Raw genomic sequence first — 17,672 nt, 5'->3', positions numbered from 1 at the left:
ACGGAACCGAACCATGTCCATCGCCGGCGGCATCGTCATCTACATCATCCTCTGGTGGGTGATCCTGTTCACCACCCTGCCCATCGGTGTGCGCACGCCGGAGGAAGCGGGTGAGGACCTGGTGCCGGGGCAGGCGGACGGCGCGCCGGTGAAGCCGCGCCTGCTGTTCAAGTTCGCCCTGACGACCGCCATTACCACCGTGGTCTTCCTGCTGCTCTGGGCCAGCGACCACTATGGCATCGTGCCCTGGCGGGAGTTCTTCGACCGCAAGCCGTGAGGCTGCACCTTTTCTCTGGCCGTTCCGTCCCTCTCCCCATCCCGACCACCCACGGAAGTATCCTAAAAAGGGTGTTCGGGAGGGGGAGAGGGGCGGACCAGTCCCTCGGACGAGGGCAAATCGGGCCGCCGCTGCATGCCCCCCTGCGGCCCTGTTCCCCTTGACCCCAATACTGCCAGCCATATACCTACGCGGACACTTTCTGCCTTCAGTCATCAGGGATCGGTTTCATGCCAGAGCGCGAGGCCGCTGCGCCATCGTTTCAGGACCTCATTCTGCGCCTTCACAGCTACTGGTCGGCGCGCGGATGCCTGATCCTGCAGCCCTATGACATGGAAGTCGGCGCGGGCACATTTCACCCGGCCACGACCCTGCGCGCACTGGGGCCGGAGCCCTGGAATGCCGCCTACGTGCAGCCGTCACGGCGGCCCACGGATGGCCGCTATGGCGAGAACCCGAACCGCCTGCAGCACTACTACCAGTACCAGGTGATCATGAAGCCGTCCCCGCCGGACTTTCAGGAGCTCTATCTGGGCAGCCTGCGGGAGATCGGTATCGACCCGATGAACCACGACATCCGCTTTGTCGAGGATGACTGGGAAAGCCCGACGCTGGGCGCCTGGGGACTGGGCTGGGAGGTCTGGTGCGACGGCATGGAGGTCAGCCAGTTCACCTATTTCCAGCAGGTCGGCGGCTATGACTGCACGCCGGTCTCGGGCGAACTGACCTATGGACTGGAGCGGCTGGCGATGTATGTGCAGGGCGTCGACAATGTCTACGACCTGGCTTTCAATGCGCCCACCGCCACCACGCCAGGGGTGAAGTACCGGGAGGTGTTTCATCAGGCGGAGGTCGAATATTCCGCCCACAACTTCGAGCACGCCAATACCGAGATGCTGTTCCGCCACTTCACGGATGCGGAGGGGGAATGCATGGCGCTGGCGGATCAGGGCCTGTCCCTGCCTGCCTATGACCAGTGCATCAAGGCGAGCCATGTCTTCAACCTGCTGGACGCGCGGGGCGTCATCAGCGTGACGGAGCGCGCCGCCTACATCGGCCGGGTCCGGGCGCTGGCCAAGCGCGCGGCGGAGGAATGGCTCCGCGCCCGCGGACATCTGCCGGGGGAGGGCTGAGCCATGGCTGAACTGCTGCTGGAACTGTTCTCGGAGGAGATCCCCGCGCGCATGCAGGCGCGGGCCGCCGATGACCTCAAGGGTCTGCTGCTGGAGGCGCTGACCGCCAACGGGCTGACTCATGAGGCTGCGCAGGCCCATTCCACGCCGCGCCGCCTGACCGTCGTGATCAGCGGCATTCCGGAGGCGCAGGAGGACGTGCGCGAGGAACGCCGTGGTCCCCGCGCCGATGCGCCGGAAAAGGCCATCGAGGGGTTCCTGAAGGGCGCAGGCGTCAGCCGTGACCAGGTCGAGGAGCGGGAAAGCCCCAAGGGCACGTTCCTGTTCGCGGTGATCGAGCGTAAGGGACAGGCCACAGCCGAGGTGCTCCCCGGGCTGGTCGAGGGCGCGATCGCGAAGCTGCCGTGGCCCAAGTCGATGCGCTGGGGCGACCGTCCGGAACGCTGGGTGCGCCCGCTGCATTCGATCCTGTGTCTGTTCGGCGGCGCCACCGTCCCCGTGACCTTCGGGCCGGTGACGAGCGGCAATACCACACGCGGTCACCGGTTTCATGCGCCGGACGCCTTTGAGGTGGCGGACTTCGCCGACTATCAGGCGAAGCTGGAAACCGCCCGGGTGGTTCTGGATCGCGAAACCCGCAAGACAATGATCGACAGCCGCGCCCGTGCGCTGGCGGAGGCCGAGGGCCTGACGCTGAAGGATGATCCGGGCCTGCTGGACGAGGTCGCGGGGCTGGTGGAATGGCCGGTGCCGCTGATAGGCAGCATCGACGATGCCTTCATGGATGTGCCGGCGGAGGTTCTGACCACCTCCATGCGCAGCCATCAGAAGTATTTCGCGACGGAAAAGCCTGACGGGTCGCTGGCCCCGCGCTTCATTCTGGTGGCGAACCTGGAAGCGGAGGACGGCGGCACGGAGATCACCGCCGGCAACGAGAAGGTGCTGCGCGCGCGCCTCTCGGATGCGCGGTTCTTCTGGGACCAGGACCAGCAGCGGACGCTGGAAAGCCGCCTGCCGGACCTGAACCCCATCGTGTTTCACGCCCGCATGGGCTCCGTCGGGGCCAAGGCCGGACGCATCGCGGAACTGGCGGCCTGGCTGGCGCCGCAGGTCGGGGCCGATCCGCTGATGACCCGTCGTGCCGGACTTCTCGCCAAGTCCGACCTGACCACGGGCATGGTGGGTGAATTCCCGGAACTGCAGGGGATCATGGGCCGCTATTATGCCAGGCTGGATCAGGAACCGGAGCAGGTGGCGGAGGCGATCCGGTCGCACTACAGCCCTGCCGGTCCTGCCGACGACTGCCCGTCGGACCCGGTTGCCGTTGCCGTGGCACTGGCCGACAAGCTGGACAGCCTGGTCGGTTTCTTCGCCATCGGCGAGAAGCCCACGGGGTCGAAGGACCCCTTTGCCCTGCGCCGCGCCGCCCTGGGTGTCATCCGCATCATTCTGGAGAACGGGTTGAGGCTGCCGCTGGATCCGGCCCTCACCTTTGCGTTCGACGGTATCAAGGGCGATCTGCTGGCGGAGGTCAGTGATGCGGAAACCGTCTCGGCGGAGATCATCGCTTTCATTGCCGAACGGCTGCGTGTGCATCTGCGCGGCGAAGGCGTGCGCCATGACCTGATCGCGGCGGTGCTGGGGCTGGGCAGCGAGGATGATCTCGTCCGGCTGGTGGCGCGGGTTGATGCGCTGACCACCCTGGTGGGGTCGGACGACGGCGCGAACCTGCTGGCGGCCTATCGCAGGGCGGCAAACATCCTGCGGATCGAGGAGAAGAAGGACGGTTTCGCCTGGCAGGGTCCGGCGGACCGTGATCGTCTGGTGGATCCGGCCGAGGTCGATCTGGGTGTTGCCCTTTCCACAGCGGACGAAACAGCGGATGCTGCGCTGCTGGCCGAGGACTTCGCCGTTGCAATGTCTGCGATGGCGGCGCTGCGCGGCCCGGTCGACGCATTCTTCGAGAGTGTGACGGTCAATGCAGACGATCCGGCCTTGCGGGCCAATCGTCTGAAACTGCTGGCTGAAATCCGTGCCACGCTGCACCGGGTTGCCGATTTTTCGAAGATCGAGGGCTGAAGCGATGAGCAAGTGGGTCTACACGTTCGGTGACGGCGCGGCCGAGGGCAGGGCGGACATGCGCAACCTGCTGGGCGGCAAGGGTGCCAATCTGGCGGAAATGAGCAATCTCGGCCTGCCGGTGCCGCCGGGCTTCACCGTCACGACAGAGGTCTGCACCTGGTATTACGACCACGGTCAGAGCTATCCGGCGGAGCTGACCGATCAGGTCCGCGACGCCATGGCAGTGGTCGAGAAGACCGTGGGTGCCGGGTTCGGCGATGCCGAAAATCCGCTGCTGGTTTCCGTCCGTTCCGGCGCGCGGGCGTCGATGCCGGGCATGATGGACACGGTCCTGAACCTGGGCCTGAACGATGTGACGGTGGAGGGGCTGGCCAAGCGTTCCGGTGACCGCCGCTTTGCCTTCGACAGCTATCGCCGGTTCATTCAGATGTACGGTGACGTGGTTCTGGGGGTCGATCACGGCGACTTCGAGGATCTGCTTGAAGGCATCAAGGAGACCCGCGGCGTCTGGCTCGACAATGAACTGACGGTCGCGGATCTGGAACAGCTCGTCAGCCTGTTCAAGGAACAGGTGCAGAAGGCCACGGGCAAGCCCTTCCCGCAGGACCCTGAAGACCAGCTCTGGGGTGCTGTCGGTGCCGTCTTCGGGTCATGGATGAATGACCGCGCCAATACCTATCGCCGCCTGCATGACATTCCGGCGGCCTGGGGCACGGCCGTCAATGTGCAGGCCATGGTGTTCGGCAACATGGGTGAGGGGTCGGCAACCGGTGTCGCCTTCACCCGCGATCCCTCGACGGGAGAGAACATCTTCTTCGGCGAATACCTGATGAATGCGCAGGGTGAGGACGTTGTGGCCGGTATCCGCACGCCGCAGCTCATCACGAAGGCGGCGCGGGAGGCGGCGGGCGAAGAGGCCCTGTCCCTGGAGGAGAACCTGCCCGAGGTCTTTGCCGAACTGGTCAGGGTCTACAAGTCGCTGGAGGCCCACTACCGCGACATGCAGGACATCGAGTTCACGGTGCAGCAGGGCAAGCTGTGGATGCTGCAGACCCGCTCCGGCAAGCGTACCGCGAAGGCTGCGCTGAAGATCGCCGTGGACATGGCCGAGGAAGGCCTGATCGACCATACGGAGGCGGTGAAGCGGATCGAGCCCGGATCGCTCGACCAGTTGCTGCACCCGACACTTGATCCGTCCGCCGAACGCGACGTGATCGCCAAGGGGCTGCCTGCCAGCCCCGGCGCCGCATCGGGCCGGATCGTCTTCACGGCGGACGAGGCCGAGCGTCAGTCCAAGCTGGGTGAGAAGGTGCTGCTGGTGCGGGAGGAGACGAGCCCGGAAGACATCCACGGCATGCATGCGGCAGAGGGTATCCTCACCAGCCGGGGCGGCATGACCAGCCATGCGGCGGTGGTTGCGCGCGGCATGGGGCGTCCCTGCGTTTCCGGTGCCGGTCACATCCGCATCGATCACAAGGTGGGGGAGATGCGGGTGCTGGGCCGTACCTTCCATGCCGGCGACATGCTGACCATCGACGGTGCCACGGGCGAGGTCATGGCCGGTTCCGTGCCGACGATCCAGCCCGAGCTGTCGGGTGATTTCGGCATCCTGATGGGCTGGGCCGACAAGATCCGCAGGCTGCGGGTCCGCGCCAATGCCGAGACACCGCACGACGCCCGCACCGCCCGCGAGTTCGGCGCGGAGGGCATTGGCCTTTGCCGCACCGAGCACATGTTCTTCGACGATGATCGCATCCTGGCGGTGCGGGAGATGATCCTGTCGGAGAAGCTGGAGGGGCGGAAGGCCGCGCTGGCGCGCATCCTGCCGATGCAGCGGGCGGACTTCGTGGAACTGTTCCGCATCATGGCGGGGCTGCCGGTCACGATCCGGCTGCTGGACCCGCCGCTGCACGAGTTCCTGCCCCGGTCGGACGAGGAGATCGAGGGCGTGGCCTCCGCCATGAACGTGGAGTCGGAGCAGATGCGCCGCCGCGCCGCCGAACTGCATGAGTTCAACCCCATGCTGGGGCATCGCGGCTGTCGTCTCGGTATCTCCTTCCCCGAGATCTACGAGATGCAGGCCCGTGCAATCTTCGAAGCCGCCTATCTGGTGGCGAAGGAACTGGGAGAAGCGGTGACACCGGAGATCATGATCCCGCTGGTGGCGACACGGCAGGAGGTCGATATCCTGAAGGCCCGCATCGATGCGGTGGCGACCGCCGTACATGCGGAACAGGGCGGCCGCGAGGTGGAATATCTGGTCGGCACCATGATCGAACTGCCGCGTGCCGCGCTGCGCGCCGCCGACATTGCGGAGTCCGCGGCCTTCTTCAGTTTCGGCACCAACGACCTGACCCAGACCACGTTCGGCATCAGCCGCGACGACGCCGCGTCCTTCCTGGACGCCTATGTCGGTCAGGGCATCCTGCCGAAGGACCCCTTCGTCAGCCTGGATACGGAGGGTGTCGGCGAACTGGTCGAGATCGCTTCGGAGCGTGGCCGGAAGACGCGCCCGGACATCAAGCTCGGCATCTGTGGCGAGCATGGCGGTGACCCGGCATCGATCCATTTCTGTGAGGCGGTTGCGCTGGACTATGTTTCCTGCTCGCCGTTCCGTGTGCCGATTGCCCGGCTGGCGGCGGCACAGGCAACGCTGAACAGCGCGCCGGAGAAGGATGGCTGACAGCAAGAACCTGCTGATCGTCGCCCACGCGCCGTCGCCGAATACCGCACGGCTGCGCGACGCACTGGTTTCAGGGGCGTCGCATCAGGACATCGATGGCGTGGCGGTGGACTGCCGCTCACCGTTTGACACGGAACCGGAGCATGTGCTGCGGGCGGGTGCGATCATCCTGATGACCACCGAGAACCTGGGCTACATGAGTGGCGCGCTGAAGGATTTCTTCGACCGGTGCTACTATCCCTGTCTGGAGGAAACCCAGGGTCGGCCCTTCGCGCTTCTGGTCCGTGCCGGGCATGACGGAACCGGCACCTGCAGGGCTGTGGAGACCATCACCACGGGCCTGCGCTGGAAAGCGGTGCAGGAACCGCTGGTCTGCCGCGGTGACTGGGACGAAGCCTTCGTCGACAGGTGTCACGATCTCGGAATGCTGGTCGCGGCAGGGCTGGAGGCCGGGGTATTCTGAACCGGCGCCTGTTGCAGGGCTGTGACTTCTGAGGCGTTCGGTCGCTGCATCCGCACAAGCCCTTGCGACGTAGGTATATGATGACGATGTGTCGTCGCCTTGTGCTTTGAGCTTTCCGGCAGACTGTCTGCCGTCCGATTGACTGGAGATTTTCCCGATTTCGCTCAACTGCCTGACATTGAACCTGCCAGGTCGTGCACGCATCCTGGGCCTCTGTCTGGCCCTTCTTGCGCTCGCGGGCTGTGAAACGGTTGGCCTGGATCAGATCACGGGCGGCGAAGAGTCGGCGCAGCAGACCCGTCTGGGCGACATCACCTACACAGCGGAGATCGTGGGGCTGCCCGGTGACAAGGACCTTGACGCGGTCGCGCGCGGGGTCCTGAAGACCTTCACGCTGCAGTCCCGTGGCGTGCGCAGCACGGCTGCGCTGCAGCGCCGTGCCGACGGGGACATCAGCGAGTTGCAGCGCATCCTGCGGGCCAGCGGGTACTATGACGCCAAGGTCACGACCGAGGTTGCGGACGGCCCATCACCCGATGTCACCTTCCGGGCGGAACCCGGCGCGCTGTTCACGATCGGCAGCTACAGCATTGCGTTCCGCAAGACGCGCCCGACCCTGCCAGAAGCAGCAGTACTTGACGCGACCGCGGAAATGCCCGCCGGGATCGTGGCGGACGGTGAGAGCATCGTGGAAGCGGAAGCCCGTATCGTCACCTATCTGCAGGAACATGGTTTCCCGCATGCGGCATTTGATTCCCGTGTCGCCCGCGCCAACAGCGAAGCCGGCACACTGGACGTCACGGCAACCTTCCGCAGTGGCCCCTACATCACCTACGGCGACCTGATCATCGAAGGCGAGACGGGCGTAGAACAGGATTACCTGCGGGAAATGATCACCTGGGACAGGGATGCACCGGTCGCCCGCTCCCAGCTCAATCAGTTGCAGGAACGGATGGCGAGCACTGGCCTGTTCAAGACGGTCAGCGTGCGGCTGCCAGCGTACGAGCCGGGCGAGAACGTGGCGGACGGCGCACAGCCCGTGACCGTGAAGGCAAGCGAGGCCAAGGCGAAGTCCATCAGCGGCAGTGTCCGCTATGACACCGATCGGGGTCCCGGTCTCCGGGCCGGATGGCGGCACCGCAACCTGTTTGGCCGGGCGGAGGATCTGCGCACCGAACTGGACCTGTCGCTGGACGAGCAGAAGCTCTCCGCCGAGTTATCGCGCCCGCGCTACCCTTCGGCACGCTGGACGGTCTTCGAGGGCGCGGAGGTGCGCAATACCTTCGACGACGCCTTTGACGAACAGGCCGCCGAGGTGCAGGTCGGCATGCGCACGGGTCTGGAGGACGGCTGGACCGTCAGTGGTGCGATCAAGGGCAGTGTCTCCCTGACCGAGACCGATGTCGAGAGCGACACGGCCTATCTGGTCGGCCTGCCACTCACCGCGCGGCAGGTACGTACCGATGATCCCCTGAACGCGACGAGGGGGCACAAGCTGTTCCTTTCCGCCACGCCCTACATGGGCCTGAATGACGGCTCGCCGACCTATTTCGGATCGGTCTCCGCCGGTGGTTCCTACTACCTGCCGGTCATCGGCAAGGACAGTCTGGTGCTCGCCACCCGCGCACGGGTCTCCTCCATCCTCAGCGGTGATCTGCAGGATGTGCCGGTCAACCAGCTTCTGTTCGCAGGTGGCGGCAGTTCGGTACGCGGCTTCGGTTTCCGCTCCATCTCTCCGGTTGATCTCGGCGACGAGACCGGTGGCCGGTTCCTGGCCGAGACCGGGCTGGAGACACGGATCAAGGTCACGGACAGTTTCGGCTTCGTCACGTTCGTGGACGCGGGCGTTGTCGAGGAAGAGCCGTTTCCGAACTTCAAGGAGCGGGTGAACGTCGGCGTGGGGGGTGGTCTGCGGTACTACAGCCCCGTCGGACCGATCCGTTTCGATCTGGCCTTCCCGCTGCATCGGCGCGCGGGTGACAGTCTGTTCGAGTTCTACATCAGCCTCGGACAGGCGTTCTGATGTGGCGTCGTCTGCGCAAGATACTGCTCTGGTCGCTGGCGGTGCTGCTGACACCGGTCCTGCTGCTTCTGGTCGGCCTGTTCTGGTTTCTGGAGGTGGCGGGGGAGGATAGCTGGACCGCGGCGCTGGATCAGGGGCTGGCGGCGGCGAGCACACCGGGCGAAATGGAGATCGCGGCCAGCGGCTTTCGCCGTGACGATGCAGGTGTGATCCATCTGGGCCGTCTGCAGATGGCCGACGGGGAGGGCGTCTGGCTGACGCTGGATGACCTGGCGCTGGACTGGGATCTGGGTGCGCTGCTCGGCGGTGCCCTGACGGTCGAGAGCCTGACTGTCGCGCGCGTCGATGTCAGTCGCGCGCCGGTTGGTTCCGTGCCGGTGGAGCCGGAACCGGACGATCCGACACCCCTGCTGGAATCCTTTGAATGGCCGCGTGCGCCGCTGCCCGTAAGGCTTGACCTGCTGCGCGTCGATGCCCTGTCGCTGGGCGATGACCTGGTGCCGGGCGGCGCCCGTTTCTCGGTCAAAGGTTCGGTACGTGATGCCGGCACCGATCAGCGCGTCACCCTGAATGTCGAGCCACTGGATCTGAAGGCGAGCTTCGCCCGCGTGGACGTGGCGCTGGACTTCGGCACGCGGCAGTCGCGGATCACCATGGCCGCCGACCTGCCTGTCCTTGCGCCCTTGTCGGAGCCGCTGGGGATCACCACCGATGAACGCCTGTATCTGAATGTGGAGGGGGGCGGTCCCTTCGGTTCCGCCACCATAGACCTCTCGCTGACGGTGGAGCGTGTTGCCGACCTGCTGCTGGGCCTGCGACTCAGCGCCGACCCGGCGACGGGCTGGGCACTGGATGCGGATGGTGTTGCCAATCTGCTGGCGGCGGCACCCGTGCCGACCGACCTGACCGGGGAGACGATCCCGTTCCGACTGGCGGCGCACGGGGCCGATGAAACCGAACTGCAGCTTGCCCGTCTGGAAGTCTCGACGGCTTCTGCCTCCCTCAGTGCCAGCGGTTCAGTCGATCTCGATGCCGGGACGGTCAATCTTGGCAGCACCGTGGATGTGCATCGCCATCCTGCGCTGGACGCGCTGCTGGCCGGTGCAACATTCGGTGCCGCGCGGATCGAGGCCCAGGTCAGTGGCGCGCTGGACAGTCCTGATCTTTCGGTTGCGGCAGACCTTCGCGAGCCCGCGTTCGGTGACATGGGCGCACGAGCCATCAGCCTGAAGGTCACCGGGGGCCTGAAGGACGCCGACTTCGACGGGGATGTCGCCGTCGATCTGACCGAACCATCGCTCGGCGATCCCGGACTGGATGTCCTGCTTGGGCCGTCGCCCCGTCTGACGGCGCATGTGACGGCAGGCGCCGCACAGGCCCGTGTCACGGCCCTGGATCTGACGGCGGCGGCGTTTGGCCTGTCCGGCGACGTCTCGACGCCCCTGCCGGAGCCGAAGATCGATGGGGAACTCGTGCTGCTGGTGCCGGAGCTGTCGAAGCTGCCCGGCGCTGATGCGGCCCTCCGTCAGGGCAGTGCCCGGCTGGTCGTCACCGCGGATGGTGTTGTCCCGGAAGGTGGCGGTGAGATACGTCTGGCAGGCGGTCTCACCGGTCTCTCGTTCATCGACGACGTGATCCAGTCGGCCGTCGGGCCGAATGTGAAGCTGACAGCTACTGCACGGCCGCTTGCGGCAGGTGCGGCGATGCTCGATCTCTCGGTTGCCACCGCGTCCGGGCCTGCCCTGACCATTGATGCGGGCCTGGATGCCGCCGGTTCGGTGAAGGGTGAGTACGGGCTGGACATGGCGGCGGTCCCGGGCGGTCTGGTGCCGGAAGGGGTGCTGATCGAAGGCCCCATCCGCCTGCGCGGCAGGGTCTCCGGCACGGCGGACGCCCCGCGCACCCAGGGCCGCCTGGAACTGGCCGCCGTCGGCAGTGACGAAATCAGACTCGCCGGGCCTGTGCTGGCCTATGACTTCAGTGATCTGGCCACCGATCCGTCCGGCAACCTGAGCCTGGACGGCCAGTGGGGTGAGGAGGTGCTGGATGTCGATCTGCGGCTCGCCATGCGCAATGCGTTCCAGCAGGCTGACGTGCCGTCGCTCTCCGTCTCGCTCGCCGGGCTGACGCTGGAGGGCAACGCCTCCGCTGACCTGAGCACACCGGGCTATCGCGCCAATCTGACGGCGGCAAGTGACGAGCTTTCGCGTATCGCCGCCCTGTTCGACGTCCCGCTTGCCGGTGCCCTGAATGCGACCGTGACGGTGCAGCCCGAAGGACAGGATCACGGCGCGGACATCGATGTGACGCTGCAGCGTCTGGAAGCCACCGACGCGGGCGCGACCGTGGCGGAGGTGCGTCTGGCAATGCACCTCGCGGCATTGCTCTCTCCGACGCCGACCATGCAGGGTGATCTGACCGTGCAGGACATTCGGGCAGATGGGGCACGGATCGGGAAGACGGAGGCCCGGATCGGAGGTACCTTCTCACGCCCGACCATCGACCTCAGCGTGTCTGCGACCGAACCTGAACCAGCGCGCCTGACCACCCGTATCGTGGCTGATCTTGCCGGTGCGGAAGGCCCATTGATCGATGTCGAGAACCTGCGTCTCGAAGGCAATGAAGCGGCCATCGAGGCCGTGCAGCCATTCAGTGTCCGGGTGGGTGAGACCATCGTGCTTTCAGGGCTGCGGCTGGGCACCTCCTTTGGCGGTGAAGTGATTGCAGATGCGCGCTACGCGCCTGACCTGCTGGACGCCACGGCCCGGATCAGTGCTCTGCCGCTGGGACCGCTGGCCGCGATTGGCGGCGTTGGCGGTCTGCAGGGCATGCTGGCAGCCGATGTGCGCTTTGACAGCACGGCGGCGGATGAGAAGGCCAGGCTGTCGGTGCAGGTTGATGACCTGCACCCCCCCGGCGACGAGATCGGTGCAAGCTTCGACATCGCGCTCGATGCCAACTGGAACGGGCAGACCGCGCGGGCCGGTACCCGCATTACAGGTCCATTCGAATCCCCCCTGGTGGCAGAAGTCAGTGCGGAGGTCCGACAGGGGCAGGGGACATTCCTGCCGGAACCCGCACCGGGCGGCGCATTGCAGGGCAGCATCGACTGGACCGGAAGCCTGGCAAAGCTGATGCAGTTGCTGCCGGAGGGGGATCACCTGCTTGAAGGCACGGCCAGTGTTGCCGTGGATGTTTCCGGCACCATCGGGGCTCCCGTCATGCAGGGTAACGTCGCGATCTCCGATGGCCGCTACGAGAACCTGATGACCGGCACGATCCTGGAACGCCTCACACTGACCACGGCCTTCGCCGACAGCGGTGTGGGAGAACTTGAACTGTCCGCTGTCGATCCGGCGGGCGGAAGCGTGAGCGGCAGTGGCACGGCGCGGTTGCTGGGCGCAGATCGGCGGGCCAGCGTGAAGGTCACACTCGACAGGCTGCGCGCGGTCAGTCGGGAGGAGGCGACGATCCTGGTTTCCGGCAATACCGATGTCACCTGGGACGGCAGTCTGGTGCAGGTGGTGAACCGGACGACGATTGACGAGGGCGAGATCCGCCTCATAACCGATAACCTGCCGCCCAGTGTTGTCGATATCGAACTGGCGCGGGACAGCGATGCCGCGCCAACCGGTGATTCCGGCGAGGAACCGGTGGATGAACTGCCCGTGGCGCTGGATGTGGTGGTCGATGCCCCCGCGCGGCTGTTCGTGCGCGGTCGGGGCCTCGACAGTGAATGGAGCGGCAAGGTCACGGTAATGGGCCACCTGCCGGAACCGCAGGTGGATGTGAACATCGGCGTCGTGCGCGGTCATCTCTCCCTGCTGGGCAAGGACTTTCAGGTCTCGACCGGGGAGATCGGGCTGACCGGGGACATGCAACCGCGCTTCAACATCGCGCTGACCCGCCAGAGCGGTGACATGGAAGGCACGATCAGCATCTCCGGCAGCCCGGCGAAGCCCGAGATTGCCTTCTCCTCGACCCCCGAACTGCCGGAGGATGAGGTGCTGCCGCGTCTGCTGTTCGACAAGTCGGCCCAATCCATGAGCCCGCTGGAGGCAATCCAGCTTGCGCAGAGCATCAATACCCTGACCAACGGCGGTGACGGGGCAACCGACAAGCTGCGGGAGGCCGTGGGCCTCGACGTCCTGCGTGTGGAGGAAGGCGCCGACCCGGACTCCTCCGGCTCCGTCGCGGTCGGCCGGTACGTGCGGGAAGGGGTCTATGTCGGGGCGAAGCAGTCGCTGGACTCGGAGGCCGGCAGCGTTGTCGTGGAGATCGACGTGCTGCCCAACCTGAAGGTCGATGCGGAGGTCGGTCGCGGCGGCGGTGGCAGCACCGGCCTGACATGGGAACGGCGTTACTGAGCCATCCGGAAAAAAAGTTCCTGCTTTTCCTGAGACCGGTGATCCGGTCCCTGCCACGGGGCGTAACAGTCTCAGAGTTGCCTGTGGTTCAGTTCATCAGGCATCCGGTCTCCCCCAAGACCATGACTGGTGCGGGGGGCATGTCACTCCCTCCCCCTCGCGACATGTCCCCCGCCCCCTTTCGAAATTCCCTCCCGGAACTGGACCCGACACCGCCCGCGCGCGATGATGGCCCGATCAGTCAGTCTCTTGGGGCAGGGGAAAAGAATCATGAAATACGTACGTCTGGGTAACACGGGTCTGAAGGTCAGTCGCCTCTGTCTCGGCTGCATGACCTATGGCGATCCCTCGAAGGGCAATCACAGCTGGGTGCTGCGTGAAGATGAATCGATGCCCTTCTTCCGGGAGGCCTGGGAAGCCGGCATCAACTTCTTCGACACCGCCGACATGTACTCGCTCGGCGCGTCGGAGGAAGTGACCGGGCGGGCGCTGAAGCAGCTCGGCTCCCGCGATACCCAGGTGATCGCGACCAAGGTCTTCAACCCTATGAGCGACGACCGCAATGACCGCGGTCTCTCGCGCAAGCACATCATGAAGAGCATCGACGGCAGCCTGAAACGGCTTGGCACCGATCATGTCGATCTCTACCAGATCCACCGCTTCGACTATCAGAGCCCCATCGAGGAGACGATGGAGGCGCTGCACGACTGCGTGAAGGCGGGCAAGGTCCGCTACATCGGTGCCTCGTCCATGTGGGCGCGGCAGTTCATCCAGATGCAGCATGTGGCGGAGATGAACGGCTGGACGAAGTTCGTGTCGATGCAGAACTTCTACAATGCGGTCTATCGGGAGGAGGAGCGGGAGATGATTCCGTTCTGCCATGAAACCGGTGTCGGCCTTATCCCCTGGAGCCCGATGGGACGTGGTTTCCTGACCCGGCGGCACGCGGAGAAGACCATCGGTGACACGGCGCGTGCGACGTCTGATCCGGTCGCGGCCCGTGTCTTCGGACGTGACGAGGACTTTGCCGTGGCCGACGCGGTCGGAGACGTTGCAGACGCGCGCGGAGTGCCCATGGCGCAGGTGGCGCTGGCCTTCGTGCTGGCCAATCCGGCGATCACGTCCCCGATCATCGGTGCCTCCAAGCCCGGCCACATGGCGGATGCCCTGGCGGCGCTCTCTCTGGAACTGACCGATGAGGAAATGCAGGTGATCCGGGACGCCTATCGCCCCAATGACGTGAAGGGGCACCAGTGATCGACATCGACCGCTGCCGGGCGGAGACGCCGGGCGTGGCCAACGTGCTGCACTTCAACAATGCGGGCGCCGGGCTGATGCCCGCGCCCGTGTTGCAGTCGGTGAAGGACCATCTGGATCTGGAGGCCGCGATCGGCGGTTACGAGGCGGCGGACCGGGCACGTTCCTCCATTGACCGGACCTACAGCGCCATCGCCCGGTACCTGAACTGTGACGCAGGCGATGTGGCCGTCATGGAGAATGCGACCGTGGCGTGGAACCAGGCGTTCTTCGCCGTGGCCGACCGCATGAAGCCCGGTGACCGCATCCTGACGGCGGAGGCGGAATATGCCTCCAACTATCTGACCTACTTGAAGGTCGCGGCGCAGAAGGGTGTCTCCGTCGAGGTGGTGCCGAGCGATGCGGATGGGGTGCTGGACGTGGCGGCGCTGTCGCGGATGCTGGACGGCGGCGGGGTTGCGCTGGTTGCGGTGACGCATGTCCCGACCAACGGCGGGCTGGTCAATCCGGCGGCGGAGATAGGAAAGCTGACCCGTGCGGCAGGTGTTCCCTATCTGCTGGATGCCTGCCAGTCGGCGGGGCAGCGGGTGCTGGATGTGCAGCAGATCGGCTGTGATTTCCTGACGGCGACAGGGCGGAAGTACCTGCGCGGCCCCAGGGGGACCGGCTTCCTCTATGCCCGGCCGGAAGTCGCCGCGCGGTTCGAGCCACCGGTGATCGACCTGCACTCGGCCACCTGGACCGCCCGCGAATCGCTGGAGTGGCAATCCGGTGCCCGGCGGTTCGAGAACTGGGAGTTCAACGAGGCCGGGCGCATCGGACTGGGTGTCGCTGTCCATTACATGCTGGATGTGGGTATTGCGGAGATCGAGGCACGTGTGACAGGGCTGGCCGAACAACTCCGCGCGCGACTGGCCGAGACTGCCGGTGTGCGGGTGCACGATCTGGGGCGGGACCGCTGCGGAATCACGACCTTCACGGTTGACGGCATGGAGCCGCTGGCGGTGAAACAGGCACTCTTCGCCCGACAGATGAACGTCACCACCAGCACACCGAGCAGCACGCGGATCGACATGGAACGGCGACGGATCAGCGGACTCGTCCGCGCCTCCGTTCACTACTACAATACTGAAGTGGAGATTGACCGCTTCGTCGAAGCGGTCGCGGAGGAAGCTGGGAGGCAACAATGACACCCAAGGAACGGGCAGCGGCACGCGACAACGCCGTCAAGGCGGCCATGATGCAGGTACGTGCGATCGAGGTCGCGCAAGGGGTCACCCGCCAGTCCATCGCCGACATGCGCGATGTGCTGATCGAACTGGCCAAGCGCCGGGACCTGTTCCCGCTGGAGGACTTTCCGCCACCGGAGGCAACGACGGAGCGCAAGAACGCGCTTTATCGCCTGTCGGAGGATGCAGACCACCGTTTCGCGCTCTATGCACAGCTCTCCATGGGCGGCACCAACTCCCCGGCGCATGATCACACCACCTGGGCGGTGATCGTGGGCATGGAAGGCAAGGAACTGAACCGTCTCTATGATCCTGCCGATGATGGCGGTGTGGCGGAGAAGGACCAGTTCGTCGTCGAGGCCGGGACCGGGCTGGCGCTGATGCCGGACGATCTGCACTCGATCCATATCGACGGCTCCGAACCGGTGCTGAATTTCCACATGTACGGGCTGGCGCTGGAGCAGCTGGAGCATCGCCGCTACTACAAGCCCGAGACCGGTGAATGGAAGCATTTCCCCGCCTCCGAAGGCATTCGCGATCTGCCGATGCCGGCATGAAGAGCCTGACAGCCCCGGCGTTGCGCGCCCGTCTGACCGACGGGCAGGAAATCGCCCTGATCGACGTGCGGGAGGAAGGCGCCTTCTCCAGGGAGCATCTGTTCCTCGCCGCCTGCATCCCGTTGAGCCATCTGGAATTCCGCGCGCCGCGCATGGTGCCGCGTCGGACGGTGCCCGTGGTGGTGACGGACCATGGCCCGTCGGACAAGGGACTGGCGGAACGCGCCGCTACCCGGCTGGCGGATATGGGCTATTCGGATGTTTCCGTGCTGGTCGGCGGAACGGCGGGCTGGCGGGCGGAGGGATACGAGGTCTTCTCCGGCGTCAATGTCCCCTCGAAGGCTTTCGGTGAATTCGTCGAACATCACTACGACACACCACGTATCGAGGCGGCGGAACTTCAGCGGATGAAGGACAGCGGCATGGACCTCGTCATTCTCGACAGCCGTCCGATGCCCGAATTCAACCGCATGTCGATCCCCGGCGGTGTGGACTGTCCGGGGGCGGAGCTGGTCTATCGTGTCCATACGCTCGCCCCTGATCCGAACACCACCGTGGTGGTCAATTGCGCCGGTCGCACCCGTTCCATCATCGGCAGCCAGTCGCTGATCAATGCCGGCATTCCCAATCCGGTCATGGCGCTGAAGGATGGCACCATGGGCTGGCAACTGGCGGGACTGACCTGCGCCAGCGGGGAGACCGAACATGCGCCTGAGCCGGAAGGGGAGGCGCTGCAGGCCGCGAAGGACCGTGCCGCGCATGTCGCCGACCGCTTTGGTGTGCGCCGGACGGACAGCGCCACGGTGGCCCGCTGGCAGGCCGAGACGGACCGCACCACCTGCCTGCTGGACGTGCGCACGGTGCAGGAGTTCGAGGCCGGTCACTGGCCCGGCGCGCATCACGCACCGGGCGGACAACTGGTGCAGGCGACTGATGAATATGTCGCCACCCGCAATGCCCGGATCGTGCTGGCGGATGCGGAGGATGGCGTGCGCGCCACCATGACCGCTTCGTGGCTGATCCAGCTTGGCTGGACGGACGTGCATGTGCTGGCCGAACAGCCGACCGCGCCGGAAGTCGGCCCGGTGGATGTGGAACCGGCCCTGTTCCGACCGGCGGAGACACTCTCGGTCGCCGAGATGCAGGCCGTCATCGACTCGGGCGAACCGGCAGCGGTCGTTGACCTGACGGAGAGCCTGACCTTCCGCAAGGGACACATTCCGGACGCCTACTGGACCGTGCGTTCACGCCTGACGGAGAGCATGGTGGCGCTGGCGCATGTCGGGCTGATCCTGCTGACTTCCCCCGATGGCCGATTGGCCCACTATGCGGCGCATGAACTGCGCGCCGCGCGGCCGGATCTGGTCGTCCGCGTCCTCGAAGGCGGAACCGCCGCCTGGGTCGCTGCCGGTCAGCCCATGGAACCCGGCCTCGACCGCGCCCTGACCGACACCGATGACGTCTGGTGGAAACCCTATGACCACCAGGGCGGCGTCCGGCAGGCGATGGAAGACTACCTGACCTGGGAAGTCGGTCTGGTCGAGCAGGTCAATCGCGACGGACTGGTCGAGTTCAGACGCTTCGATTGAACAGCCGGGTTG

The 17,672-nt window shown here is 65.8% G+C and carries 11 protein-coding genes; all 11 read left to right on the top strand.

Features of this window, described 5'->3' with window-relative positions:
- The first annotated feature begins 13 nt into the window (after nt 1-13).
- The 11 genes from QGV54_RS12200 to QGV54_RS12150 all read left to right on the top strand — a co-directional run bounded on the left by QGV54_RS12200 (nt 14) and on the right by QGV54_RS12150 (nt 17,660).
- Nucleotides 14-277, top strand: a complete 264-nt coding sequence (locus QGV54_RS12200) for a DUF1467 family protein (RefSeq protein WP_281016559.1) — start codon at nt 14-16, stop codon at nt 275-277.
- A 230-nt stretch (nt 278-507) separates the two neighbouring features.
- Entirely contained in the window at nt 508-1,410 is a 903-nt protein-coding gene (locus QGV54_RS12195) for a glycine--tRNA ligase subunit alpha (RefSeq protein ID WP_281016560.1), read from the top strand.
- Nucleotides 1,411-1,413: 3 nt separating this feature from the next.
- On the top strand, nt 1,414-3,489 hold the full coding sequence (gene glyS / locus QGV54_RS12190; protein WP_281016561.1) for a glycine--tRNA ligase subunit beta: 2,076 nt from the start codon (nt 1,414-1,416) through the stop codon (nt 3,487-3,489).
- 4 nt (nt 3,490-3,493) lie between these two features.
- Nucleotides 3,494-6,175 (top strand): pyruvate, phosphate dikinase, encoded by a 2,682-nt coding sequence (ppdK, locus tag QGV54_RS12185; protein WP_281016562.1) that lies wholly within the window; start codon nt 3,494-3,496, stop codon nt 6,173-6,175.
- On the top strand, nt 6,168-6,638 hold the full coding sequence (locus QGV54_RS12180; protein WP_281016563.1) for a hypothetical protein: 471 nt from the start codon (nt 6,168-6,170) through the stop codon (nt 6,636-6,638). Before ppdK ends, QGV54_RS12180 begins: the two co-directional genes overlap by 8 nt.
- Nucleotides 6,639-6,816: 178 nt before the next feature.
- Nucleotides 6,817-8,661 carry an autotransporter assembly complex family protein gene (locus tag QGV54_RS12175; RefSeq protein WP_281016564.1) on the top strand — a complete coding sequence of 615 codons (1,845 nt, stop codon included), beginning with the start codon at nt 6,817-6,819 and terminating at the stop codon, nt 8,659-8,661.
- On the top strand, nt 8,661-13,028 hold the full coding sequence (locus tag QGV54_RS12170; RefSeq protein WP_281019921.1) for a translocation/assembly module TamB domain-containing protein: 4,368 nt from the start codon (nt 8,661-8,663) through the stop codon (nt 13,026-13,028). Before QGV54_RS12175 ends, QGV54_RS12170 begins: the two co-directional genes overlap by 1 nt.
- 270 nt (nt 13,029-13,298) lie before the next feature.
- Nucleotides 13,299-14,285 (top strand): aldo/keto reductase, encoded by a 987-nt coding sequence (locus QGV54_RS12165; RefSeq protein WP_281016566.1) that lies wholly within the window; start codon nt 13,299-13,301, stop codon nt 14,283-14,285.
- A complete protein-coding gene (locus tag QGV54_RS12160) occupies nt 14,282-15,475 on the top strand; it encodes an aminotransferase class V-fold PLP-dependent enzyme (protein ID WP_281019920.1) in 1,194 nt (397 codons plus the stop codon). Before QGV54_RS12165 ends, QGV54_RS12160 begins: the two co-directional genes overlap by 4 nt.
- Entirely contained in the window at nt 15,472-16,071 is a 600-nt protein-coding gene (locus QGV54_RS12155; protein WP_281016568.1) for a hypothetical protein, read from the top strand. The genes QGV54_RS12160 and QGV54_RS12155 overlap by 4 nt, the downstream gene beginning before the upstream one ends.
- Nucleotides 16,068-17,660, top strand: coding sequence for a rhodanese-like domain-containing protein (locus QGV54_RS12150; RefSeq protein ID WP_281016569.1), 1,593 nt, complete (start codon nt 16,068-16,070; stop codon nt 17,658-17,660). Before QGV54_RS12155 ends, QGV54_RS12150 begins: the two co-directional genes overlap by 4 nt.
- Nucleotides 17,661-17,672 lie beyond the last annotated feature (12 nt).

It is taken from the genome of Minwuia sp. IMCC3060, from assembly GCF_029909435.1.
In the GTDB taxonomy this organism is placed as follows: Bacteria; Pseudomonadota; Alphaproteobacteria; order Minwuiales; family Minwuiaceae; genus Minwuia.
Note: the sequence above shows the minus strand (reverse complement) of the source record. Positions and strands in the feature narration are given on the sequence as shown.